Genomic DNA, 24,824 nt, shown 5'->3' on the forward strand with positions numbered 1-24,824 from the left:
CATGTATGTACTAAAGCGAGACGGAAGAAAAGAACCAATGATGTTCGATAAGATTACGGCGAGAGTTCGTAAACTTTGTTACGGACTAAATGAGCTCGTAGATCCTATAAAAGTTTCTATGAGAGTGATTGAAGGGTTGTATGATGGGGTAACAACTTCTGAGTTAGATAATTTAGCGGCTGAAATTTCGGCAACAATGACAACAACGCATCCTGATTTTGCAAAATTAGCAGCAAGAATATCGGTCTCTAACCTACATAAGAACACGAAGAAATCTTTCGCAGATACCATGAAAGACCTTTATGAATATGTAAATCCTAGAAATGGTAAGGAGTCTCCTCTATTGTCTGATGAGGTTTTTAAAGTAATTACAGAAAATGCTGCGTTCTTAGATTCTACTATTATTTATAACCGAGATTTTGGCTACGACTATTTTGGTTTTAAAACATTAGAACGTTCTTATTTGTTAAAAATTAATGGTCAGATAGCAGAACGTCCTCAGCATATGCTCATGCGTGTATCTGTAGGGATCCACTTAAATGATTTAGATGCCGTTGTCGAGACTTATGAGTTAATGTCTAAAAAGTTTTTTACCCACGCTACACCAACATTGTTTAATTCCGGAACGCCTAAGCCACAAATGTCTTCTTGTTTTCTTTTAGCGATGAAAGACGATAGTATTGATGGTATTTATGATACACTAAAACAAACCGCTAAGATTTCTCAATCTGCGGGTGGTATTGGTTTATCTATTCATAATGTACGTGCTACAGGATCTTATATTGCAGGAACAAATGGTACTTCTAATGGTATTGTTCCGATGTTGCAAGTTTTTAATGATACTGCACGTTACGTAGATCAAGGTGGAGGAAAACGTAAAGGTAGTTTTGCAATTTATGTAGAGCCTTGGCATGCAGATATTTATGAGTTTTTAGATCTTAAAAAGAATCATGGTAAAGAAGAAATGCGTGCTAGAGATTTATTCTACGCCATGTGGATTCCAGATTTATTCATGAGAAGGGTAGAGGCTAATGAAGAGTGGACGCTAATGTGTCCTAATGAATGTCCAGATTTATTTAAGCATCATAGTGAGGTTTTTGAAACCATGTATTTAAAATATGAAGCTGAAGATAAAGGACGTAAAACCGTAAAAGCAAGAGACCTGTGGGAAAAAATACTAGAATCACAAATTGAAACTGGTACACCTTACATGTTGTATAAAGATGCAGCGAACCGTAAGAGTAATCAAAAGAATTTAGGGACTATTCGTTCTTCTAACTTATGTACTGAGATTATGGAGTATACTTCTCCTGATGAGGTTGCGGTATGTAATTTGGCGTCTATTGCCTTGCCAATGTTTATTAAGAATGGCGAGTTTGATCATAAAGAATTGTTTAGAGTTACCAAGCGTGTCACAAGAAATTTAAACAAGGTGATCGATAGAAATTATTACCCTGTTAAAGAAGCGGAAAATTCTAATATGCGTCATAGACCAATAGGTTTAGGGGTGCAAGGTTTAGCCGATGCTTTCATTATGTTGCGTTTGCCATTTACGAGTGATAAAGCAAAAGCACTAAACCAAGAAATTTTTGAAACATTATATTTTGCAGCAGTAACCGCTTCAATGGAAATGGCGAAAGAAGAAGGTGCTTATTCTAGCTATGAAGGATCTCCAATTTCTCAAGGAGAATTCCAATATAACTTATGGGGTATAAAAGATGAAGAATTATCTGGTCGTTGGGATTGGGATAAACTTCGAAAAGAGGTGAAGAAAAATGGCGTGCGTAATTCTTTATTAGTAGCGCCAATGCCAACGGCTTCTACCTCGCAAATTTTAGGAAATAATGAATGTTTTGAGCCTTATACCTCTAACATTTATACGAGAAGAGTACTGTCTGGTGAGTTCATTGTTGTGAATAAGCATTTGTTAGAAGATTTAGTGAATCTAGGTTTGTGGAATGAGAGTTTAAAACAAGAGTTAATGAGAGCAAATGGCTCTATTCAACATATAGATATTATTCCTCAAGATATTAAAGAATTATATAAAACAGTTTGGGAATTAAGTATGAAAGACATTATAGATATGTCTAGACAAAGAGGATACTTTATTGATCAAAGTCAGTCACTTAACTTATTTATGGAAGGTGCAAACTTTTCTAAATTAACGTCTATGCATTTTTATGCATGGAAGAGTGGTTTAAAAACAGGAATGTATTATCTAAGAACTAAATCTGCAGTAGATGCTATTAAGTTTACACTAGATAATACAAAGAAAAAAGAGGTTCCTGTGTCTGTAGCTGCGGATGCAGAAATAGTTGCTGCTACTGTTGTGGCAGAGGTTAAAACCGAGGTTAAAGCAGATGTTAAGGCCGTTGCGCAACAAGAAGTAGATATACAGCCAATGACGCCTCAAGAGATGAAAGAGATGATTGCAAGAGCTAAAGAAGGCCAGGCAGATGACGATTGTCTAATGTGTGGCTCTTAATTGCCTACCTAGGCATACTAAAAAAGCCCTTGGAAGTAATTCTAAGGGCTTTTTTTATAACTAGTGATTGTGTGTGTTTACTTTTTAAAATAAGGCTTTAATACGGCCATAGATATCAATGCAATACTATAGATCGCTAAAAGTATATAATGATTATCTATAGTCGTAGCTTATTAATGATGTTCTAATAGATATACGAGCCGGTATTCTAATTTGGATTTCAATAAATTATTAAAAATGAACACGTTGCAAAAAGCCCCATAATTTTTAGAAATCTAAAAACTATGGGGCTTATATTTATTTTACATGCTGCCTTTAAGAGATAGACCAGGCTTTACCGCCAGTTAACTCTTGTAAATCTCCACAGCCGATGTATTCACCAGGTACTGGTAAGTAAGCTAAAACTTCTTCACCCACATATTCAGATGTTTTATAGCCCCAAATAACTAAACCTCTTAGGTTATTTGCGAAAGCAAATCTAGATACCGTATCGTCTAATTCTTCAGTTTCACCATTTTTGATAGCTTCATTATAGCTGTTAATCATTTTAAAATTTTTAGCTTCATCATCTTTAGTCACCTTAAAAGCGCTAGCTAAAACAGGTTCTAAATCTTCGGCACTTAAATCTGCAACAGTTTCCTTTCCAGAATCGGCTACCGCTTTATTTAAAAATTTAGTCATGGACATTTTAAGGAAATTCTGTTCTTCAACTTCCATAATTTCGTTGGCAAACTTATCTATAAAAACATGAACGTTTACTTCAGATGCAGAAGGTGTGTCTGTCTTAGGTAGAATAATATCGACTAATTTTTGCAGCGCAGAACCTTCTTCTTTAGATAAAAAATCTGGAGTCCATTCAATAACGTTTTGATCTTTACAGCTTTGTACTAAGCTAATCAATGTCGGGGTAGCTATCACATAACCAAGTGATAATCCTAAATTCTTGAGGGCGATTCTTCTATCCATTATAAGTTTCCTTTTTTAATTTGTTCTGCGGCATGGTTTGCAGCTCTTGCAGTAAATGCCATATAGGTTAATGAAGGGTTTACACAACTAGCTGAAGTCATGAAAGCTCCATCAGTAACATAAACGTTTGGTACTGCATGTACTTGATTGTTTCCGTTTAATACCGATGTTTTTGGATCTCTACCCATACGTGCAGTTCCCATTTCATGAATTCCTAAACCTAAAGCTCCAGGGTTATCAAATGATTTAACATCACGGAATCCTGATTTTTCAAGCATTTCAACGGCTTGTTGCTTAATGTCTTCACGCATTTTCCATTCGTTTTCTTTAAACTCAGCGTCAAAAGTAATCGTTGGTAATCCCCAGCCATCCAATTTATCATAGTCTAAAGTCATTCTATTTTCCTCGTAAGGTAAAACTTCTCCAAAGCCCATGATGCCTATTGTCCAACCACCCGGTTTCAAGATACTGTTTTTTAATTCTTTACCAAAAGATAATTCAGCAATTGATTCTTCCCAATTTCCTCTGCTTGCACCTCCTTGGTATCCAAAACCTCGAATATAATCTTTACGGTCTGTGTCGCCACCTATATTTCTAAAACGTGGAATATATACCCCGTTTGGTTTGCGGCCTTTATAATATTTATCTTCAAAACCATCAAACTTTCCATTTGCACCTACGCCTAATTGGTGGTCCATAATGTTTCTGCCTAATTGGTCAGAGTCATTACCTAATCCGTTCGGGAAACGATCAGATTTAGATTGCATTAAAATTTGAGTAGAAGCCATGGATGAAGCACATAAGAAAATTACTTTTGCTTTAAATACAAATTCTTCTTTTGTTAGACGATCTATTACTTTAACTCCAATAGCTTTTTTAGTAGCATCGTCATAGATAACTTCAGATACAATAGAATCTGGTCGTAGTGTTAAGTTTCCTGTACTTTCTGCTGCAGGTAAGGTAGAAGAATTAGAGCTAAAGTAAGCTCCAAAAGGACACCCTCTTATACAACGGTTTCTAAATTGACATTTAGTTCTTCCGTCAAATTTTTTGTCTCCTGTGATGTGTGCTACACGACCAGCAGTTATTACTCTACCATCGAAATTCTCAGAAACTTTATCTCTAAGGGTTTGTTCTACGCAGTTCAAATCCATCATGGGTCCAAATTGGCCATCAGGCAATTGTTCCAAGCCTAAATTTTCACCACTAACACCTATGAAAGATTCTATTTTGTCATACCAAGGGGCAATATCCTTGTAACGAACGGGCCAATCTACTGCGATGCCATCTTTTTTATTAGCTTCAAAATCAATATCACTCCAACGATAGCTATGACGACCCCACATAATAGATCTACCACCAACGTGATAACCACGCATCCAGTCAAATCTTTTTGTTTCGTTATAAGGGTGCTCTAAATCATTTACAAACCAGAAGTTTTGTGGTGCTTTGACGGTGTAGCCTGTTCTTGCTTGCTTAAGTTGTTTGTCTTTATCTTCTTTTGTTAATTCACCATTATTTGGAAAATCCCAATCGTCCATATTAGCTGTGGGGTAATCCTTAATATGTGTTACCATTCTTCCACGTTCTAAAATTAAAGTTTTAAGACCGTTTTCGCATAGTTCTTTAGCAGCCCATCCACCACTTATTCCTGTACCTACAACAATCGCATCATACGACTCTTGTTCTTCGTTGTAAAAAAATTTGCTCATGCAGTAAAATTGTTTATTTCGTAAATTTATTAAATATAAAATTAATTTTTTACATTTAAACGCTTAGAATAAAACGATATCTTACTATAACGTTGTAGTATGGTGATAATTTAACAATTGACTATTTAAGAGATTATGAAAGATTCTATTTTCAACAAACGGGGATTACTATTTGCTTTTTTTGCGATTTTTTTATTCTTTTTTTCATGTAAGGATGAAAAGAAAAAAGAAGATAACATATTAAAGGTTGAGGATACAATTGTTGTAGCTCCTTTTTTTAAATTATCATTGGCACAATGGTCAATGCACAAGATGGTTTTTGATGATAAAGTTAGCCCGTACACCTTTGCCGAAAAAGCTAAAAGCTGGGGATTTTCTGGATTGGAATATGTAAGTGGAATGTATTATGAGGAATTAGAGAAAGAAAATTTTTCTAAAGAGGCGATGGCTGCATTTGTAGAGAAATGTAATGCAGAGAGTAAGAAACATGAAATGACTAATCTATTAATCATGATTGACGGGCAGGGTAATCTTGCTGCAGAGACTTCAGAAGAACGTAAAAAGGCTGTTGAAAATCATTATAAATGGGTAGATGCCGCAGCGGCAATGGGCTGCCATTCCATCCGTGTAAATCTATCAGGAGGTACAAGTACAGAAGAATGGATTACTAGTTCTGTAGACGGTTTAACACAATTGGCAACATATGCTAAAGATAAAAATGTTAATGTAATTGTTGAGAATCATGGTGGTTTCTCTTCAAATGCGGCAGATTTGGCACTGGTAATGAGTAAAGTAAATATGCCAAACTGTGGTACGCTTCCAGATTTTGGAAATTTTTGTATGAAGCGAAAAGATGGTTCTATATATAATGGAGAATGTGCAGAGGAATATGACATGTATAAAGGTGTAAGTGAATTAATGCCCTATGCAAAAGGAGTAAGTGCAAAATCATATAATTTTGATGCTGATGGGAATGAAACTAAAATTGATTTTTCAAAAATGATGAACATCGTAAAAGATGCGGGTTATGAAGGTTTTGTAGGGGTAGAGTATGAAGGAGATGTCTTGACGGAGGAAGAAGGGATTATTGCGACTAGAGATTTATTGCTTAAGGTGGCTAAGGAGTTATAAAAGCTAATTGTCTATGTATTTAGATAGATGAATTAGATGGGTTGGAAGAGATTCATTATCAAAAATCAAAGAACTACCTTCGATAGTATTACTTAGGCAGAGAATTTTGATACAAAAATTATAAGGATAACCTTAAAAAGGAGAACAACGGAACAAACAACCAATTTAGATATTATCAACATGGAACAAATGAATAAGCGTAAAGTTTTCTTAGCTGCCTGTATGGCATTAATTGTAACCTCTATGACTTTTGCCATTAGAGCAGGTATTTTAACGCAGTTAGGAGAAGATTTTGGAATTACCAATCAAGAGTTGGGTTGGATCAATAGTATGGCATTCCTTGGGTTTCCATTGGCAATGCTGCTTGGGGGACTTTTGTTTAATTCCTTAGGGGCTAAAAAGCTACTAATTGTTGCTTTTGTTTGCCACATACTAGGATTGGTACTTACCATATTTGCTGGTGGTTTTTGGACTTTGATTATATCAACCTTCTTTATTGGTTTTGCAAATGGTTCTGTAGAAGCGGCATGTAATCCAATGATTGCAGATATGTACACCAATAATAGAACTGCTATGTTGAATAAATTTCATGTTTGGTTTCCTGGAGGTCTTGTAATTGGGGCTTTAGTGTCTAAATTTATGACAGACGGGGGTTTAAATTGGCAGTTACAAATTGCTACGATGTTAATTCCAACAGCTATTTATGGCTTTTTGATATTTACTCAGAAATTTCCTCAAAGTGAAAATATTGAATCCAATACATCAGCTAACATTAAAGCACTAGCAAATCCATTATTCTTATTCATGATGGTATGTATGACACTAACAGCAACTTCAGAATTTATACCGCAACAATGGATAGAATCTATCTTAGGTAGTTCAGGAGCAAGCCCTATGCTTGTTCTAGCTTTAGTTACAGGTATAATGGCTTTAGGTCGCTTTTTTGCAGGGCCAATAATCCATAAGTTAAACCCAATAGGGGTGTTGCTTATGTCTGCAATAATTACCGCTACAGCAATTTATTTTATGAGTGTTGCAGATGGTGCTATGATTTATGTAGCCGCAGCATTATTTGCATTAGGAGTGTGTTATTTCTGGCCTACTATGATTGGGTTTGTATCTGAATATACTTCTAAAACTGGGGCGCTTGGAATGTCATTATTGGGTGGCGCAGGAATGTTTGCAACCTCTATATGGAATCCAATTATTGGCTCAAGATTAGATACTGAAAAAGAAAGTGCAATTGCTGTAGGATTAATAGGAGAAGTTGCTGAAGTTGCAGCAGGGAAAGCAGTATTAGGTTTTATGGTCTACTTTCCACTTGCGTTAGTGGTATTATTTGGGATTCTATTTGTTATCCGTAAAAAAATAGAAGCACAAAGAATTGCGCAATCGGCACATTAATTATAATTATATAAAATATAGAATGAAATTAAAAGTGAAGATTCAGTTGTCCTTTATGATGTTTTTAGAGTTTTTCATTTGGGGAGGGTGGTTTGTTACCTTAGGTACTTTTTTAGGCAATAACCTTAATGCAAGTGGCGCTGAAATAGGGATGGCTTTTTCTACGCAGTCATGGGGCGCTATTATCGCACCGTTTATTATAGGGCTTATTGCCGATAGGTATTTTAATGCAGAGCGAATATTAGGAGTATTACATTTAGCGGGTGCTTTTTTAATGTACCAAATGTATGGTGCCACAGATTTCTCTAGCTTCTATCCCTATATATTAGGGTATATGATTTTATATATGCCAACATTGGCATTGGTTAATTCTATATCTTTTAAACAAATGAAAGATCCTGCAAAAGAATTTTCTTTGGTTCGCGTTTTTGGGACTATAGGTTGGATACTTGCAGGCTTAATTATTAGTTTTGTATTTTTCTGGGATTCACCAGAATCGCGTGAGGTTGGAATGCTTAAAAACACCTTTTTGATGGTAGCTATTGCCTCTGTAGTATTAGGTTTGTTTAGCTTTACGCTTCCTAAAACTCCTCCAGGAGTAGCAAAAGGAGAGAAAGTTAAAATAGCAGACATATTAGGGCTTGATGCATTAAGATTGTTAAAAGACAAGAATTTTTTAATTTTCTTTATCTCTTCAATATTTATTTGTATTCCTTTAGCATTTTATTACCAAAATGCGAATCCATTTTTGTCTGAAATAGGAGTTAATAATCCAACAGGGAAGATGACAATAGGACAGGCTTCTGAGGTGTTCTTCATGCTATTATTGCCTTATTTCTTTAAAAAATTTGGATTTAAGAAGACAATTTTAGCAGGAATGGTAGCTTGGACATTGCGCTATATGCTTTTCGCTTATGGTAATGCAGGAGAATTTGCATTTATGCTAATCTTAGGTATTGGCCTTCATGGTATTTGCTATGATTTCTTTTTTGTTTCTGGTCAAATATATACCGATTCTAAGGCGGGAGAAAAATATAAAAGTGCTGCTCAAGGTCTAATAACCCTAGCAACTTATGGCATTGGTATGTTAATTGGTTTTTGGGTTGCTGGTAAAATTACGGATACTTATTTAGTTGCAGAAAATTTACATGATTGGAAAACTATTTGGACCTATCCAGCAATTTTTGCTTTGGGTGTCTTAGTTCTTTTTATGGTGTTTTTTAAAAATGAAAAAATTGAATATAAAGATTAAAATATAAAAATGGCAAAGAAAATTAGATTAGGAATTTTAGGAGGAGGAGGGGACTCTCTTATTGGAATATTACACAGAGTTGCTTCGCAGATAAATGATAATTACGAAATAGTTGGTGCAGTTTTCAATCCCAAATTCGAGGATAGTATTTCATTCGCTGAAGAAATAGATATTCCAACAAATCGAATTTATAAGGATTTTGATACTTTGGTAGAAGAAGAGATGAAACTTCCAGAAGCTATCCGTATTCAAGTGTGTTCTGTGCTAACACCAAATTTTTTGCATTTTCCAATGGCAAAGAAATTATTAGAAAACGGATTTAGCGTTATTTGCGAAAAGCCTATGACGACCACCTATGAGGAAGCTAAAATTTTGCAAGCTACCTTAGAAAAAGCAGGAACAATTTTCGCAGTAACACATACGTATACCGGATATCCTATGGTACGTCAAATGCGTGAAATGATTAAGCAAGGTGCTCTGGGTAAGATTCAGAAGGTAGATGTTCGTTATTACCAAGGGTGGTTGAATCCAGTAATTCATGATAAAGAAAAGAGGTCTTCTACATGGCGATTAGATCCTGAGAAAGCAGGAATTAGCTGCTGCATGGGAGATATAGGAGTGCATGCATTTAATATGATTGAATTTACTACTGGGCTTCAGGTAAAGTCTATTCTAGCAGATTTAAATTACTTGTATGACGACAATCAAATGGATATTGATGGTACGGTATTGGTTCGTTTTGATGGAAATGCAAAAGGAGTGCTACGTTCAAGTCAAATTGCAACCGGTGAAGAAAACGGATTGGCAATTGCCATTTATGGTGATAAAGGCGGATTTAGATGGGAACAAGAAAATCCCAACTACTTATATGTGATGAGTGATGATAAGCCGCTACAAGTATACAAACCGGGTCATGCTTATAATTCTAAACTTTCTTTAGATGGAACAAAATTACCTCCAGGACATCCAGAAGGCATTTTTGATTCTATGGCTAATATTTATTTAGGCGTTGCAAAAGCAATTAGAGGGCAAGAATATAACGATGGTGAGTTTCCAACCATGTTGGACGGAGTAAGAGGATTAAACTTTATAGAAAGCACTGTGGCTTCCCATAAAAATGGGAATACATGGGTAGTTTTAGATTAAGATATAATCATAAAAAAAAAGCCGCATCATGCGGCTTTTTTTTTATCCAAATACTTTTTCAAATTCTTGGCAAACAATAATCATACTTTCTCGCGCCTCTCTTTTAAAAGGAGCTAGTTCTCGTGTATAATACTCCCAATGGGTTTTTTTCCAGTGGCTTAGACTTTTATCACCTTCACCTTCTTGCCTAGCGTATTCTTCATTAATACTAAAGAATGGTTTTAGTTTTACTCTTGTAGTCTTTACAATGCATTTTGCAGTTCCTTCCCAATCGGTAATCACAAGAAAGTCGCCAATTTTAGGTAAAGGCTCCTTGCGTAATTGTAGCCCTAAGAGTGAAGGGGAGGTCGCTTTTTTTATCTCTTTTAAAACTAATTCAGCACCTTCATTGGCATCTTTTTCATTGTCACAAAAATGAATACTTTTCGGCGCTGTAACGAAAGCGTCTTCTAAATGTTTGTCTAAATAATCGCCCCACATATTTCGGGCTGAAGCATTGTCCATAATTTCTTGTCTATTACTTATGCAAATTTACCTAATTTGAACTGTTCTGCCGCATGGTTTGCCGCTCTTGCTGTAAAAGCCATATAGGTTAAGGATGGGTTTACGCAACTAGAGGAAGACATAAAAGCACCATCCGTAACATAAACATTAGGCACATTATGAACTTGATTGTGTTTGTTTACGATAGATGTTTTTGCATCGTGACCCATTCTAGCACCACCCATTTCATGTATTCCAAGTCCTGGACCAGTTTTTTTATCGTAAACGGTTACCTCTTCAAAATTAGCTTTAGTCAATATCGTTGCAATCTGCGTTTTAATATCTTCTCGCATTTTGTATTCGTTTTCCTTGAACGCTACATCAAAAGCTAATTGTGGTAAGCCCCATTTATCCTTTTCAGTAGGGCTTAAGGTAACTCTATTGTCGTCATAAGGTAAAAACTCTCCGAAACCGGTGACACCAATTTGCCAAGCTCCTGGTTTTAAAATATTTTCTTTTAGGTCTGCTCCGTATCCCATTTCGGCAACAGAGTCGGTCCAACTACCACGACTTGCGCCACCTTGGTAACCATAGCCTCTTATAAAATCTTTCTTTTCAGAAGATGTATCTAAGTTTACAAAACGAGGAATGTAAAAACCGTTGGGCCTTCTTCCTTTATAGTACTTATCTAAATAGCCTTCTACTTTTGCCGTTGCACCAAGTTGATAATGATGGTCCATAATCCCTCTGCCTAACGCATCAGAATCATTCCCTAATCCATTTGGAAAACGTTCAGATTTTGATTGCAATAAAATGCCGACAGAAGCCATTGAAGAAGCGCATAAGAAAATCACTTTCGCATTAAAAATTAATTTTTCATTTGTTTCTGCATCTATAATTTTAACTCCAGTAGCTTGTTTGGTAGTGTCATCATAAATCACTTCATAAGCAATTGAGTTTGGCCTTAATGTCATGTTTCCTGTGCGTTCAGCGGCAGGTAATGTAGAAGAGTTGCTGCTAAAATATCCTCCAAAAGGGCAGCCTCTCCAGCATCTATTTCTGTATTGACAAGGTTGTCTGCCTTCAATACTTGCGTCTTTATTGGTAATATGTGCAACGCGACCTATCGTTAAAAGGCGACCGTCATCAAATTTTTCAGACATTGATTTTTGCAGATCTTCTTCCACGCAATTCAATTCCATTGGGGGTTGAAATTTACCATCAGGTAAATGTTTTAGTCCTAAATTTTGTCCGCTTACGCCAATATATTCTTCTATCTTATCATACCATGGGGCAATATCAGTGTAGCGTACGGGCCAATCAACACCGTGACCATCTGTTTTATTTGCTTCAAAATCTAAATCGCTCCAACGGTACGTTTGTCTTCCCCAAGTAAGTGACCTTCCGCCTACTTGATATCCTCTTATCCAATCAAAACGTTTTGTTTCAACATAAGGGTGCTCTAAATCATTTACAAAAAAATGTTTGGAATCTTCTGTGGGTGCCCAGCCGACCCTCTTTTGTACATGGTATTTTTTCTTGTCCTCTCTAGAGAGTTCACCTTTCAAATCATAATCCCAATTATCATCATTCATGGTTTTATAATCCTTAATATGCTTTACCATTGGACCTCTTTCAAGAACTAATGTTTTTAATCCGTTTTCACAGAGTTCTTTTGCCGCCCATCCTCCTGTAATTCCTGTTCCTACAACGATTGCGTCATATTCTTCGTGCTGATTCATTGCTGTATATGTGTTATTATTCTATTGTAATTAGTATATTTAGTCATTGCCAATTTTAAAATGGAAATTGAATACAAACATTAAATATAAGAGATTAATTCTTAATTTTTTAGTAATCAAATCATTCCAACTGTAATTTTTTAAATATTTAATAAAATAATCATGAAAACAATAAAAGGACCTGCAGTTTTTTTAGCACAATTTGTAGATAGTAAAGCGCCATTTAATTCTTTAGACGGAATGTGTAAATGGGCGGCTGATTTAGGATATAAAGGAATTCAAATTCCGACTTGGGTAGATTTTTTAATAGATCTAGATAAGGCTGCTGAAAGCCAAACTTACTGTGATGAACTTAAAGGGAAAGTTAATTCGTACGGATTAGAGATTACAGAACTTTCAACCCATTTACAAGGGCAATTGGTTGCTGTGAATCCGGCTTATGATTTAATGTTTGATAATTTTGCGCCAGACAAAGTAAAAAATAATCCGAAAGCACGTACGGAATGGGCTATAGAAACGGTAAAAAAAGCAGCATCAGCTAGTAGACGATTAGGTTTAAATACGCATGCAACTTTTTCTGGAGCGCTACTTTGGCATACGATGCACCCATGGCCACAGCGACCTGCTGGTTTGGTTGAGATGGGTTTTGAAGAGTTAGCAAAACGTTGGACGCCAATTTTAAATCATTTTGATGAGCAAGGCGTTGATGTGTGTTATGAAATTCATCCAGGTGAAGATTTACATGATGGCGATACTTTTGAACGTTTTTTAAAAGCAACAAATAATCATAAGCGTGTAAATATCCTTTATGATCCGAGTCATTTTGTTTTACAACAGTTAGATTATATCGCTTACATAGATCATTACCATGAATTTATTAAATCATTCCACGTAAAAGATTCTGAGTTTAATCCAACCGGAAAAAAAGGTGCTTTCGGAGGGTATAATGATTGGGGAGATAGAGCAGGGCGTTATAGATCTTTAGGTGATGGACAAATTGATTTTAAGACTATCTTTTCTAAACTAACACAATACGGCTGTGATGTTTGGGCAGTTATGGAATGGGAATGTTGTATAAAAAGTCCGGAACAAGGCGCAAGAGAAGGGGTTAAATTTATTCAAGATCATATTATTGAAGCGACCGAAAAAACATTTGATGACTTTGCGGGAGCAAAGATTGATAAAGAGGTTTTAAAGAAAATTTTAGGAATTTAATTTTTAAGTGATGAATAAAATTGTAATAGTTGCCATTTTAACTTTTTTTATTAGTTGCAAAGAAGAGGCGAAAAAAACGCCTGATTCTGAAGAGGAGACAACAGAAAATCCAATTTCAAAAGAAAGGGAGCTTGCCGATGAATGGATTGTTCTTTTTGATGGTACTGATTTTCAGCAATGGAAAGAATACGCGAAGGAGGGGGTTTCTAATCATTGGAAAATTGAAGATGGTGCCATGGTATTTTATCCTCCTGAGGAAAGGGAGGCTGGTGAGGCCTATAATTTAGTAACAAAAGATGAGTTTACAGATTTTGTTTTATCCTTAGAATGGAAAATAACTGAAGCAGGTAATAGCGGTATTTTCTGGGGTGTAAAAGAAGACTCAACTCTTACGGAAGCCTACCAAACTGGCCCTGAAATACAAGTTTTAGATAACACCAAACATCCCGATGCTAAAGCAGGAACTACACATCAGGCGGGTGCGTTGTACGATATGATTGCACCTTCTAAAGATGTTACAAAGCCAGTAGGAGAATGGAATACCTGTGAAGTCACTATTAATCATAGGACCAATACCGGCATTGTGATGCTTAATGGCATTACAGTTGTAGAATTTCCTGTGAATGATCCGGAGTGGAGTGAAATGGTTGCAAAATCGAAATTTGCAGATTGGGAACATTTCGGGAAGTATCCTACGGGTAAAATTGGCTTGCAAGATCATGGTGATGGCGTGTCTTATCGAAATATTAAGATTAAAGAACTTTAAAGAATACTCAACGTAACATCAGTACCAATGAAATATTTTTATATAATTATGTTATTTGCTTCTTTTTCATGTAAAGCACAAACTAGAGAAGTTAAAAAAACAGAAGATAGTGCTGTGATTACCTATAATGAATATACTGGGGAGGAACCAACTAAACCTGAACAGACAGAGTTTTATGCTCCCGTTCCTCCGGTAGTAAAACCAGCACAAAATGATGGTGTGCCAAGTGATGCTATTGTATTGTTTAATAATAATAGCCTTAATGAATGGGTTAGTGTTAAAAACGAGAATAAACCGGCAGATTGGATTATTAATGCAGATCGCAGTTTTACAGTAAAAAATAAGGCTGGAGATATTAGGACGGTTCAAGAGTTTGGAGATATACAGTTGCATTTAGAATGGAAATCTCCTGCAGCTATTAAAGGAGGGAACCAAAGTAGAGCTAATAGTGGTGTTTTTCTTCAAGGGCGCTATGAAGTTCAAATCTTAGATAATAATGATAATGACACCTATGTTAATGGTCAAGTAGCTTCAATTTACAAGCAACACGTTCCCTTAGCTAAAGCATCTGTGCCTAGTGGAGAATGGAATACATATGATATTATTTATCATGCGCCAGAGTTTAATAAAAAAGGGCAGAAGACTACTGCCGCAACTATTACGGTTTTACATAACGGTATCTTAGTGCAGGATCATGTTGAGATAAAAGGGACTACTCCTTATATTGGTTGGCCAAAAAATGAAGCACATGGTAAAGCGCCTATTGTTCTTCAGGATCATGGAGATGATAGCGGTGTCAGCTTTAGAAATATATGGGTAAGAGAGTTAAAGTAGTCTATTTTTTTAAACGGATTATAAGTTTGCAATGATGGGAAATAAGTAAAGGTGATTTTTTAATTACCTTTGCTTAAATTAATAGCTATTTATGATTCAGTCTATGACGGGTTTTGGGAAGCATGTGATACAACTTCCTAGTAAAAAAATAACCATCGAAATTAAATCTTTAAACAGTAAGAGTTTAGATTTAAATGCGAGAATACCATCTTCTTATAAAGAAAAAGAACTACAATTAAGAAAAACAATAGCTACAGCTTTAGTTAGAGGTAAAATTGATTTTAGCTTGTATTTAGAAAATACGGGAGATGAAACTTCGTCAGTAATTAATGAAGTTGTTGTACGGCAATATATGAAGCAACTTAGGGCGATTGCTACTGTTGAAGATGCTCATTTGTTAGAAATGGCGATTAGAATGCCTGATGCGATGAAGACGGAGCGTGAAGATATAGATGCTAAAGAATTTGTGGCTATAGAAGAAGCTTTAGTGGTTGCATTGCAAGAAATCAATACATTTAGATCGGAAGAAGGTCAGGTTTTAGATGATGATTTTGTAAACAGAATCACTACGATTAAAAGTTTACTTACCGAAGTAGAAAAATTAGATATCGATCGTTTGGGAACTATTCGCGAGCGTTTAGAAAAAGCAGTTGCTGATCTTTCCGTAAACTTGGATGCGAATAGATTTGAACAAGAACTAATCTACTATCTAGAAAAATACGACATAACGGAAGAAAAAGTACGTTTAAATAATCATTTAGATTATTTCTTGACGACATTAAAATCAGTAGATTCTAACGGAAGAAAATTAGGGTTTATTTGCCAAGAAATTGGTAGAGAAGTAAATACTATTGGTTCTAAAGCTAATTTTGCACCCTTGCAACAAGTGGTCGTGCAAATGAAAGATGAATTAGAAAAGATTAAAGAACAAATGTTAAACGTATTGTAATGAAGGGAGGAAAGCTTATTATATTTTCTGCACCTTCAGGAAGTGGAAAAACGACTATCGTCAGGCACTTGTTAGAGAAAAACGATTTAAATCTCGCTTTTTCAATTTCAGCAACGTCTAGGCCGAGAAGAGGAAAAGAAAAAAATGGAGAGCATTATTATTTTATGTCACTCTCAGAATTTAAAAGACATATTAAAAATGATGACTTTTTAGAATGGGAAGAAGTATACAGAGATAATTTTTACGGAACACTAAAGACGGAAGTAGAGCGTTTATGGGCAGAAGGTAAAAATGTAATTTTTGATATTGATGTTGTTGGAGGTTTAAGAATAAAAAAGAAGTTCCCTGAGCAAACTTTAGCGGTATTTGTAAAACCGCCGAGTGTAGATGAACTTAAAATAAGATTAAAAAAACGCAGCACAGAAAGTGATGATAAAATAAACATGCGTATTGCTAAAGCATCTGTAGAATTAGCGACAGCACCACAGTTTGATAGAATCATTAAAAATTACGACTTGGATACTGCTTTGGAGGAATCATACAAATTGGTTCAAGAATTTTTGGCATCTAAAAAGGAGGAGTAGTTTTGAAAAAAGTCGGTTTATATTTCGGTACATTCAATCCAATTCATATTGGTCATTTGATTATTGCTAATCATATGGTAGAGTTTTCGGATCTTGATGAGGTTTGGTTTGTTATAACACCACAAAGCCCATTTAAGACAAAAAAATCGCTATTAGACAACCAACATAGGTATCAAATGGTTTTAGAAGCCACAGAGGCCTATGATAAGCTAAAACCTAGTACGATTGAGTTTAATCTTCCGCAACCAAATTATACAGTAACTACATTAGCTTATCTTTCTGAGAAATACCCGAGTGGATATGATTTCTCTTTGATTATGGGAGAAGATAATCTTAAGAGCTTTCATAAATGGAAGAATTACGAGGTTATACTTGAAAATTATTCTATTCATGTATACCCTCGTCTTTCAGATGGAAAAATAGAACATCAATTTTTGGGTCACCCTAAAATATTTAGAGTTGATGATGCTCCTATTATGGAGATTTCTTCCACATTTATTCGTCAGAAACACAAGGAAGGTAAAAATGTTAAGCCCATGCTACCTTTAGAAGTTTGGAAATATATAGATGAAATGAATTTTTATAAAAAATAATTCAATCTGAAACGATGAGTTTTTCAGCCCAAGTTATGGCGTCGTTTAAATCATCAAAAATACTTACGGGCTTATGGACAAAAGATTGTTCCATTTCGGCAATTTCCTTATTAATACTATCATATACGACAACTGCAAACCCTTTTAAATTAGGGAATAAGGGTACTGTTTTAAAATGAGTCGTTGGGTTAAAAGAATAAGAATTTATTCTGTTTGATATAAAAACAAAAGGTGTATGCTTGCCATAATGTTCTTTTACTAATTGTATTGCTTCTTGTGAATTCTCAAAAGATAATGCAATGCCCTCCTTAACTTCAGAGATGATGTAATTTTCATAAAAATAGAACACCCCAACAGAAAGCTGGTACTTCTTTACTAGTGTTCTATTTAATTGAGACGTCATAATTGCTTTTTAAAACTCATTTTAAGGTAATAAAAAGGTCTATATAGAATCAGTTAAAATGTATATATGAGTCAAAATGTTGTATACTATGTAGAAAATGCCATGAATTTTACGCTAACTCAACATGGAGCTACTAAAAAAATGTTAAGATTATTTAAAAAGACGATCTGTTGCACCTTGTTTTTCTAATTTAGGAAGTTATAAAATCCATCCTATTCTATGAAAAAACTACTAGTACTGCTTATTTGCCTTTCTATGACTTCTTTTGAAGGTATCCAAGCACAGAAAAAGAAAAACAAAAAATCTAAATCAGTTGAAAAAACCACGACAAAACCAAAAGACAAAAGTGCAATTAAAGAGTATGCAGCTGTAATTACAAAAGAAGCAATTACTGACGATGGTTTATTTAAAACGCATCAAGTAAAAAAAGAGTACTTCTATGAAATACCTTTTAATGTATTAAATAGAGACATGCTTTGGGTAAGTAGAATTGCTCAAATACCTAGTGGTTTAGGTGGTGGCTATATGAATGCGGGTTCTAAGACTAATGAACAAGTGGTGCATTGGGTACGTTTTCAAGATAAGGTCTTATTAAAAATCAAATCATTTTCTAATATTGCTTCGAGTGCAAAAGCAATCTCGAAATCTGTTCTGGTGAATAATTATGAACCTACATTATATGCTTTTGATATTAAAGCATTTAATACGGACTCTACTGCTGTGGTTATTAATGTAACGAAGTTTTTTTCTGAAGATGTGCCTGCCATAAGTGGGCTATCAAGCAGATTGCGTAAAGAATATAAAGTAAAAAAATTAGATGCTTCTAGAAGTTTCGTTAATAGTATTAAGAGTTTTCCTGAAAATATTGAGGTGAAGCAAGACTTTACCTACTCTGCTTCAGAGCCACCAACACAATCTAAGTTGGAAGCTATTAGTCTTCAAATGAATCAATCAATGATCTTGTTGCCTGAGGAACCAATGCAGCCAAGGTTGTATGATCCAAGAGTAGGATTTTTTACGGTGAGCCAGAATGATTATGGCAGTACGGCATTAAAGTCAGACGAGAAAAAGTATATCAGGCGTTGGAGGTTGGAGCCAAAAGACCCTGAGGCATATGCACGAGGGGAATTGGTAGAGCCTGTAAAGCCAATTGTTTATTATTTAGATCCTGGTACTCCAGAGAATTTAAAAGCCTATATGAAGCAAGGTATAGAGGACTGGCAAAAGCCTTTTGAAACAGCAGGGTTTAAAAATGCCATTATAGCAAAAGATGCACCAACACCAGAGGAAGATCCTGAATTTAGCCCTGAAGATATTCGGTATTCTGTAGTGCGTTACGTAGCAAGTACAACAAGGAATGCTGTAGGCCCTAGTGTTTCAGATCCAAGAAGTGGAGAAATTATTGAAAGTGATATTATTTGGTATCATAACCATTTAAGAAGTTATAGAAACCGATATTTATTAGAAACGGGAGCAGCAAATCCATCGGCACGAACTTTGGATACTCCTGAAGCTGAAATAGGAGAAATGATGCGTATGGTTATTGCTCATGAAGTAGGGCATGCTTTAGGTTTCCCTCATAATATGGCAGCAAGTTACGCATACCCTGTAGCATCTTTAAGAGATGGTGCGTTTACGCAAGAGTTTGGCTTAGCAGCAAGTTTAATGGATTATACACGGTATAACTATGTTGCCCAGCCCGGTGATAAGAATGTTCGTTTTATTCGTCAAATGGGACCTTATGATCATTATGCTACCAATTGGGGTTATCGGTATATTGCAAATGCTAGTTCCGCTGCGGAAGAGGTACCAGTATTAAATAAATGGATTCTAGAAAAAGCGAATGATCCCAAATATAAATTCGGAAGGCAGTCTAGCACTTTTGATCCACAATCACAAACTGAAGGGGTAGGTGATGATCCTGTTGCAGCAAGTACTTATGGTTTAAAAAATTTAAAATATGTAGCGGCTAATTTGCCAGCATGGACCTCTGATAAAACTAATAATTATGATGATTTAGAAGAGTTGTATGGAGAATTATTAGGTGTTTATAGTCGTTATGTAGGTCATGTGGTAACCAATATTGGCGGTGTTTTTGAAGATTTAAAAACTCCCGAACAAGGCGGGTTCATCTACACACATCTTGATGAGAAATCTCAAAAAGCATCGATGCAATGGTTGCAAAAAAATATATTTGATACTCCAGAATGGCTAATTAATAAAGCGATTCTTCAAAATATTGATCATGCAGGTTATTTTGAAAAGGTGCGAAAGTTGCAAGAGCGTCATTTAAATTCATTATTGAGTTTTGATCGATTAGGTAGATTAATTGATGCAGAGACAACAGATATCAATTATTACAGTGCTTTAGAAATGTTACGAGATTTGCGTTCTGGTATGTGGAGTGAAGCAAATAGTGCTAAGAATGTGTCAATTTATAGAAGAAACTTGCAGCGTTCTTATATAGATAGAATGGGCTATTTACTTATCGAAGAAAATACGGCAAGACGCTCTCGTAGATCAGGATTTGAAGGAGCAATTAATTATGATGTTGCCACATCAGATGTGCGAGCATTGGTTCGAGGTGAGTTAACTACATTGCGCTCTCGACTTAAAAGTGCTAGAAACTCAGGAGTAAATACAGTGACAAAGTATCATTATGACGATGCCGTTGCACGTATTAATGATTTCCTTGATACAACTTCTGGAAAATAAAAAACTGAAGGAGAAATTATAGCTAATTTCTCCTTCAGTTTTTATTACTATTCAAACCGCTATGAGGTTTCTTATTTAGTGATTTGATTAGATAAATCAACCTTAGCAGGTTCTACAGAACTATCATGCTCATTGTAATACAATTCTAAAAGATTCATTAAAGCCATTAGGAGGTCTTTAGTTTCTTGTAGTAGAGAAAAGTATAAGGTAGTATTTTTAGGGCTAGATTCTTCTGTTCTCGTTCTTTCTACTTGTTTCTTTATTTTCTGAGATACTAAATCAAAGGCTTCATTCTTATTTTTAATAATATTTCCAATCTTTTCAAAAGACCTCGTTTCAAAAGCAATCTTAGTTTCATTAAAAACACTTTCTAGCTTCGAATCAATCTCTTTTAATTCTTTAATTTGGTTGTATTTAAGTTTCTTATGATTATTGTGAATGTGCTTATGGCTTACTTTACTGATGTATTCTAGCGATTGTGCCATATCTTGTAAGTATCCTAAAATACTGATGTAGAAATTACTGGCACCAATACTGGCTTCATCTAAATTCTTTATAAAATAGAAGATATTGTCTCGTAATTCGTCAATTTCTGTGGAGAGCTTATTAACCTGCTTTTTGTTCTTTTTTAGCGCGTCTAAATCTTGACGAGCCAATCCGTCAATGGCTATAGTGTAGATTTTGTTACTGCGTCTAACTACTGTAGAAATATTATTAGCACTTTCTTCTATCACGCCTTGTATAGAGCTGCTTTCAGATTTTCTAAGGCTATCTTCAGCTTTAATTTCTTGCGCTTTTTTACTTTGTTTGAAGTAATTTCTAAAAATCATTAGAAAAGCCAAGGTTAAGAAAATACCTATTGCGATAGTGCCACCGTAATTAATACATATAGCAATGATTGCAGAAGCTACAAAAGCTATTATTGCAGTAAAAAACCATCCACCGATAACATTTAAAACACCTGCAACTCTGTATACAGCACTTTCTGCGCCCCAAGCTTTATCCGCTAAAGAAGAACCCATAGCGACCATGAAAGTTACATAAGTTGTAGATAATGGCAGTTTCATTGAGGTAGCTAATGAGATTAAAATACTAGCAACCATAAGGTTTACTGCTGCTCTTACTAGGTCAAAGGCGGGTTTGTCTTGTTCTTTTACTTTCAGTACAGAAGGTGCTAGTTTCTCAAAGCGAGTATTTATATGACCCTGTGCGCTATTCGGGATTATAGAAGAAAAAGATTCGGAGGCTTTTACGGATAAACGTACAATTTGGCGCGATAAAAAGTTAGGCTCAAAACGTTCTTCTCCCTCATCTTGTCTAGAAAGGTCTACACTAGTTTTAACCACATTTTTTGCCTTAGAAGAAAACCAAATGGTTAAGACCATAATAGCTCCTGAAAGTAAAAGCAGTAGTATTGGTGTTTGTACAGCGTTAGTTAGGCCAGACATACCGTATTCCGTTGGTAAAATACCAGAAGCAGTCCAATCCTGATACGATTGTAAGGCAGCAATAGGAACTCCAATAAAGTTTACTAAATCATTACCTGCAAAGGCCATAGCTAAAGCGAAGGTTCCAAGTAGAATAATTAATTTATAAATATTTGTCTTAAAAACGCTTGTAAGTAAAAGTGAAAATAAACTCCAAAACACAAAATTTAAAAGGATGAATGCATTGGTCTGAGTTGCAATAAATTCAGAAATAGGACCATCTAGTATAGAAGCACTTTTCAATCCTTTTACGATTATGAAATAGATAATTGCAGTAATAGCAAACCCACCAAAAACAGCACCAACCCATTTTGCTTGCTTTTCAAACTTAAAAGTAATAAGCAAACGAGAGAAAAACTGTACAATAGCTCCAACAGTGAATGCAATAACTACTGAAAGTAAAATTCCTATGATTATTTCTGTGGCTTTATCTGTATTAATATATTCTCCTAGGGTAGATAAACTTCCGTCTGCATCAAGGATTTTTAGAATAGAAATTGCAACAGCGGCTCCTAAGAGTTCAAATACAATAGAAACTGTAGTTGAAGTAGGCATCCCTAGTGTGTTGAAAAAATCTAAGAGAAGAATATCAGTGATCATCACTGCCATGAAAATGATCATGACCTCTGAGAACACAAAATTATTTGGATTAAAAATACCTGTTTTTGCAATGTCCATCATTCCGCTTGAAGAAACCGCTCCAAGAGCAATACCAACACTAGCAACAATCATGATAGTTCTAAAAGAAACGGCCTTAGAACCAATTGCTGAATTCAGAAAATTCACTGCATCGTTACTAACGCCAACCACTAAATCCGTGATTGCTAATACCGCAAGGGCAACAATCATGAACAAATAAATATTTTCACCCATTAATTCGTGTATCTAAACGGCAAAAGTGCCATTAAAATCTGGTATTAAAGTTAATATAAGGTTATGATATAAGACATGCCCTAATCTAGAGCTAAAATATGCAAAATCGAATTGTAATGCCCTAAATGTCGTTCAAAATTCAAAAACTAATCGTTTAGGGGCTTATTTTAAAGAAGGATTTCTTTTAGAAATGGTGCTTTCTGATTTTTCGGTAGCTACAATTTCTTCATCAGAAAGTAAATCAATCGCTATCGTTTTAGATTTTAACGCTCCATTTATTTTAGAGATTTCATCATTTTTCACAGAAACAGCAATTTCTTTTGATTCATACCCTAGAAAACTAAATACCAAAATATAGTCTCCAGAGGTAATATTTTTAAACTCATAATTTCCGTGGAAATTAGTTTGCGCAACATTTTGGGTGTCTTTAATTTGAACAGAAGCGAATAGTAACGCTTCATTTTCTAATTCTATATCAGAAACATTGCCCATAATTGTTCCCTTATTTTGTGAAAAGGTAACTATTGTAAAAAAGAAAAGTATGATACTAAATGCTTTATTCATAGCTGATTGAATGCTTTTAAATTGCAATGCAAATTAAAAGACACAATGTAAACTTAAAGTTATCATCAGGTTAAAGATATATTTCCAACAGGTTATCTTTTTGGTTGCAAAGCGCTTAATTTGAAAGCTTACTACCTTTGAAAAAAATGTATCTTGCACGAAATTATTAGGCATATGAACTGGGAGCAGTTACTATCATTGAAAAGACAAGGAGATAATCATAAAAGATTACGAAAGGAACAAGATGAAACACGATTAGGATTTGAAGTAGATTATGATAGAATTATATTTTCTTCAGCTTTTAGATCGCTACAAGATAAAACTCAAGTAATACCTCTTTCTAAAACTGATTTTGTACATACCAGGCTTACCCATAGTTTGGAGGTTTCTGTTGTGGGCAGAAGCTTAGGAAGAATAGCAGGTAAAAAAATTATTGAAAAACATCCTTATTTAAGTGAAGTTCATGGTTATCAAATGAATGATTTTGGTGCTATAGTTGCTGCTGCTGCCCTGTCTCATGATATTGGGAATCCACCTTTTGGCCATAGTGGAGAAAAAGCTATTGGAGAATTTTTTAAGACAGGAGGGGGGCAAAAGTATAAAGGAAAACTTTCTGATAAAGAGTACCAAGATATTATTGATTTTGAAGGAAATGCCAACGGTTTTAGATTGTTAACCGCTTCTAGGCAAGGGGTAGAAGGTGGACTCCGATTAAGCTATGGGACCTTAGGGGCTTTTATGAAATACCCTAAAGAATCACTACCTAAAAAACCAACAAATCATATTGCGGATAAGAAATTCGGATTTTTTCAATCAGATAAGAATGAATTTGTCCATGTAGCCCAAGAATTAGGCTTGGTGCAGACAAGTACAGGAGCATCCATTAGCTATTCAAGACATCCTTTGACTTTTTTAGTAGAAGCTGCAGATGATATTTGTTACACAATAATAGATTTTGAAGACGGAATTAATTTAGGTTTAATCTCTGAAGAGTTTGCTTTAGAATATTTAATAAAGCTGGTTAAAAATAGTATTAATACTAAAAAGTATACTTCCATGGCACATATGGAAGACCGTTTAAGCTATTTAAGAGCCTTGGCAATTAATACACTTATTACAGATGCTGTGCGGATTTTTGTTGAAAATGAAACTGCTATTTTAGCAGGTGAGTTTCATGTAGCATTACTAGATAAAAGCGACTATAAAGCGCAAATTGATGATATTATTAAGATTAGCATTGACAAAATTTATCAATCTCAAGAGGTGATAGAAAAAGAAATTGCAGGGTATAAGATTATTTCAGATATACTGAATGTCTACACCACAGCTCTAATGAATAAAAAAGAAGATAGCGCTTCTAATTATGACAAGCTCTTGATAAAAACCCTTCCAGGTAACTATAAAATTACAGATGGTTCTGCTTATGATATTTTATTGAATACCTGTTGTTATGTGGCTAGTTTGTCAGACAGTGCAGCGGTACATATTCATAATAAAATTATGGGCAAACAATTGTAAAA

At 35.0% G+C, this 24,824-nt stretch carries 20 protein-coding genes; 13 read left to right on the top strand and 7 right to left on the bottom strand.

Annotated elements, in window-relative coordinates:
- Position 1: 1 nt before the first annotated feature.
- Positions 2 to 2,485 carry a ribonucleoside-diphosphate reductase subunit alpha gene (locus GQR94_RS09295; RefSeq protein ID WP_158975235.1) on the top strand — a complete coding sequence of 828 codons (2,484 nt, stop codon included), beginning with the start codon at positions 2 to 4 and terminating at the stop codon, positions 2,483 to 2,485.
- Between the two features lie 315 nt (positions 2,486 to 2,800).
- Here GQR94_RS09295 and GQR94_RS09300 read toward each other — a convergent pair whose 3' ends face one another.
- Positions 2,801 to 3,451: a gluconate 2-dehydrogenase subunit 3 family protein gene (locus GQR94_RS09300; RefSeq protein WP_158975236.1), complete on the bottom strand. Its 651-nt coding sequence runs from the start codon at positions 3,449 to 3,451 to the stop codon at positions 2,801 to 2,803.
- A complete protein-coding gene (locus tag GQR94_RS09305; protein WP_158975237.1) occupies positions 3,451 to 5,163 on the bottom strand; it encodes a GMC oxidoreductase in 1,713 nt (570 codons plus the stop codon). The genes GQR94_RS09300 and GQR94_RS09305 overlap by 1 nt, the downstream gene beginning before the upstream one ends.
- Before the next feature lie 135 nt (positions 5,164 to 5,298).
- Between GQR94_RS09305 and GQR94_RS09310 the strand changes: the two genes are divergently transcribed.
- The 4 genes from GQR94_RS09310 (at position 5,299) to GQR94_RS09325 (ending at position 10,096) form a co-directional block, all read left to right on the top strand.
- Entirely contained in the window at positions 5,299 to 6,294 is a 996-nt protein-coding gene (locus GQR94_RS09310) for a sugar phosphate isomerase/epimerase (RefSeq protein ID WP_158975238.1), read from the top strand.
- 180 nt (positions 6,295 to 6,474) lie between these two features.
- On the top strand, positions 6,475 to 7,698 hold the full coding sequence (locus GQR94_RS09315) for a sugar MFS transporter (protein WP_158975239.1): 1,224 nt from the start codon (positions 6,475 to 6,477) through the stop codon (positions 7,696 to 7,698).
- A gap of 22 nt (positions 7,699 to 7,720) precedes the next feature.
- Positions 7,721 to 8,950, top strand: coding sequence for a nucleoside permease (locus GQR94_RS09320; protein WP_158975240.1), 1,230 nt, complete (start codon positions 7,721 to 7,723; stop codon positions 8,948 to 8,950).
- A gap of 9 nt (positions 8,951 to 8,959) precedes the next feature.
- On the top strand, positions 8,960 to 10,096 hold the full coding sequence (locus tag GQR94_RS09325) for a Gfo/Idh/MocA family protein (RefSeq protein ID WP_158975241.1): 1,137 nt from the start codon (positions 8,960 to 8,962) through the stop codon (positions 10,094 to 10,096).
- 42 nt (positions 10,097 to 10,138) lie between these two features.
- Here the strand turns inward: GQR94_RS09325 and GQR94_RS09330 are convergent, their stop codons facing one another.
- Both GQR94_RS09330 and GQR94_RS09335 read right to left on the bottom strand, forming a co-directional pair.
- Positions 10,139 to 10,600 carry an ASCH domain-containing protein gene (locus GQR94_RS09330; protein WP_158975242.1) on the bottom strand — a complete coding sequence of 154 codons (462 nt, stop codon included), beginning with the start codon at positions 10,598 to 10,600 and terminating at the stop codon, positions 10,139 to 10,141.
- A 17-nt stretch (positions 10,601 to 10,617) separates the two neighbouring features.
- Positions 10,618 to 12,321 carry a GMC oxidoreductase gene (locus GQR94_RS09335; RefSeq protein ID WP_158975243.1) on the bottom strand — a complete coding sequence of 568 codons (1,704 nt, stop codon included), beginning with the start codon at positions 12,319 to 12,321 and terminating at the stop codon, positions 10,618 to 10,620.
- A 162-nt stretch (positions 12,322 to 12,483) separates the two neighbouring features.
- On the opposite strand from GQR94_RS09335, the gene GQR94_RS09340 reads away from it, so the two are divergent.
- From GQR94_RS09340 to nadD, 6 genes are all read left to right on the top strand, one after another.
- A complete protein-coding gene (locus GQR94_RS09340) occupies positions 12,484 to 13,536 on the top strand; it encodes a sugar phosphate isomerase/epimerase (protein WP_158975244.1) in 1,053 nt (350 codons plus the stop codon).
- 10 nt (positions 13,537 to 13,546) lie between these two features.
- On the top strand, positions 13,547 to 14,302 hold the full coding sequence (locus tag GQR94_RS09345) for a DUF1080 domain-containing protein (RefSeq protein ID WP_158975245.1): 756 nt from the start codon (positions 13,547 to 13,549) through the stop codon (positions 14,300 to 14,302).
- A 27-nt stretch (positions 14,303 to 14,329) separates the two neighbouring features.
- Positions 14,330 to 15,136: a DUF1080 domain-containing protein gene (locus GQR94_RS09350; RefSeq protein WP_158975246.1), complete on the top strand. Its 807-nt coding sequence runs from the start codon at positions 14,330 to 14,332 to the stop codon at positions 15,134 to 15,136.
- A gap of 91 nt (positions 15,137 to 15,227) precedes the next feature.
- Complete coding sequence (locus tag GQR94_RS09355) at positions 15,228 to 16,085, top strand: YicC/YloC family endoribonuclease (protein WP_158975247.1); 858 nt, start codon at positions 15,228 to 15,230, stop codon at positions 16,083 to 16,085.
- Positions 16,085 to 16,669 (top strand): guanylate kinase, encoded by a 585-nt coding sequence (gene gmk, locus GQR94_RS09360; RefSeq protein ID WP_158975248.1) that lies wholly within the window; start codon positions 16,085 to 16,087, stop codon positions 16,667 to 16,669. Before GQR94_RS09355 ends, gmk begins: the two co-directional genes overlap by 1 nt.
- Before the next feature lie 2 nt (positions 16,670 to 16,671).
- A complete protein-coding gene (gene nadD, locus GQR94_RS09365) occupies positions 16,672 to 17,262 on the top strand; it encodes a nicotinate (nicotinamide) nucleotide adenylyltransferase (RefSeq protein WP_158975249.1) in 591 nt (196 codons plus the stop codon).
- A 1-nt stretch (position 17,263) separates the two neighbouring features.
- On the opposite strand, the gene GQR94_RS09370 is transcribed toward nadD, so the two are convergent.
- Positions 17,264 to 17,665 (bottom strand): hypothetical protein, encoded by a 402-nt coding sequence (locus tag GQR94_RS09370; RefSeq protein WP_158975250.1) that lies wholly within the window; start codon positions 17,663 to 17,665, stop codon positions 17,264 to 17,266.
- A gap of 219 nt (positions 17,666 to 17,884) precedes the next feature.
- On the opposite strand from GQR94_RS09370, the gene GQR94_RS09375 reads away from it, so the two are divergent.
- Positions 17,885 to 20,380: a zinc-dependent metalloprotease gene (locus tag GQR94_RS09375; RefSeq protein WP_158975251.1), complete on the top strand. Its 2,496-nt coding sequence runs from the start codon at positions 17,885 to 17,887 to the stop codon at positions 20,378 to 20,380.
- A gap of 71 nt (positions 20,381 to 20,451) precedes the next feature.
- Here the strand turns inward: GQR94_RS09375 and GQR94_RS09380 are convergent, their stop codons facing one another.
- The gene (locus GQR94_RS09380) at positions 20,452 to 22,740 is read right to left on the bottom strand and encodes an inorganic phosphate transporter (RefSeq protein ID WP_158975252.1); all 2,289 of its coding nucleotides are present in this window, start codon (positions 22,738 to 22,740) and stop codon (positions 20,452 to 20,454) included.
- Positions 22,741 to 22,902: 162 nt separating this feature from the next.
- Complete coding sequence (locus GQR94_RS09385; RefSeq protein ID WP_158975253.1) at positions 22,903 to 23,304, bottom strand: carboxypeptidase-like regulatory domain-containing protein; 402 nt, start codon at positions 23,302 to 23,304, stop codon at positions 22,903 to 22,905.
- Between the two features lie 174 nt (positions 23,305 to 23,478).
- On the opposite strand from GQR94_RS09385, the gene dgt reads away from it, so the two are divergent.
- A complete protein-coding gene (gene dgt, locus GQR94_RS09390; protein ID WP_158975254.1) occupies positions 23,479 to 24,822 on the top strand; it encodes a dGTP triphosphohydrolase in 1,344 nt (447 codons plus the stop codon).
- The last annotated feature ends 2 nt before the right edge of the window (positions 24,823 to 24,824 follow it).

Source organism: Cellulophaga sp. L1A9 (assembly GCF_009797025.1).
GTDB lineage: Bacteria > Bacteroidota > Bacteroidia > Flavobacteriales > Flavobacteriaceae > Cellulophaga.

Coding starts and splice junctions, on each gene's coding strand:
- GQR94_RS09295 (WP_158975235.1), top strand. CDS start 2: ATGTATGTACTAAAGCGAGACGGAAGAAAAGAACCAATGATGTTCGAT.
- GQR94_RS09370 (WP_158975250.1), bottom strand. CDS start 17,665: ATGACGTCTCAATTAAATAGAACACTAGTAAAGAAGTACCAGCTTTCT.
- GQR94_RS09340 (WP_158975244.1), top strand. CDS start 12,484: ATGAAAACAATAAAAGGACCTGCAGTTTTTTTAGCACAATTTGTAGAT.
- GQR94_RS09355 (WP_158975247.1), top strand. CDS start 15,228: ATGATTCAGTCTATGACGGGTTTTGGGAAGCATGTGATACAACTTCCT.
- GQR94_RS09375 (WP_158975251.1), top strand. CDS start 17,885: ATGAAAAAACTACTAGTACTGCTTATTTGCCTTTCTATGACTTCTTTT.
- GQR94_RS09345 (WP_158975245.1), top strand. CDS start 13,547: ATGAATAAAATTGTAATAGTTGCCATTTTAACTTTTTTTATTAGTTGC.
- gmk (WP_158975248.1), top strand. CDS start 16,085: ATGAAGGGAGGAAAGCTTATTATATTTTCTGCACCTTCAGGAAGTGGA.
- GQR94_RS09315 (WP_158975239.1), top strand. CDS start 6,475: ATGGAACAAATGAATAAGCGTAAAGTTTTCTTAGCTGCCTGTATGGCA.
- GQR94_RS09300 (WP_158975236.1), bottom strand. CDS start 3,451: ATGGATAGAAGAATCGCCCTCAAGAATTTAGGATTATCACTTGGTTAT.
- GQR94_RS09320 (WP_158975240.1), top strand. CDS start 7,721: ATGAAATTAAAAGTGAAGATTCAGTTGTCCTTTATGATGTTTTTAGAG.
- GQR94_RS09380 (WP_158975252.1), bottom strand. CDS start 22,740: ATGGGTGAAAATATTTATTTGTTCATGATTGTTGCCCTTGCGGTATTA.
- GQR94_RS09325 (WP_158975241.1), top strand. CDS start 8,960: ATGGCAAAGAAAATTAGATTAGGAATTTTAGGAGGAGGAGGGGACTCT.
- dgt (WP_158975254.1), top strand. CDS start 23,479: ATGAACTGGGAGCAGTTACTATCATTGAAAAGACAAGGAGATAATCAT.
- GQR94_RS09305 (WP_158975237.1), bottom strand. CDS start 5,163: ATGAGCAAATTTTTTTACAACGAAGAACAAGAGTCGTATGATGCGATT.
- GQR94_RS09350 (WP_158975246.1), top strand. CDS start 14,330: ATGAAATATTTTTATATAATTATGTTATTTGCTTCTTTTTCATGTAAA.
- GQR94_RS09310 (WP_158975238.1), top strand. CDS start 5,299: ATGAAAGATTCTATTTTCAACAAACGGGGATTACTATTTGCTTTTTTT.
- GQR94_RS09330 (WP_158975242.1), bottom strand. CDS start 10,600: ATGGACAATGCTTCAGCCCGAAATATGTGGGGCGATTATTTAGACAAA.
- GQR94_RS09385 (WP_158975253.1), bottom strand. CDS start 23,304: ATGAATAAAGCATTTAGTATCATACTTTTCTTTTTTACAATAGTTACC.
- GQR94_RS09335 (WP_158975243.1), bottom strand. CDS start 12,321: ATGAATCAGCACGAAGAATATGACGCAATCGTTGTAGGAACAGGAATT.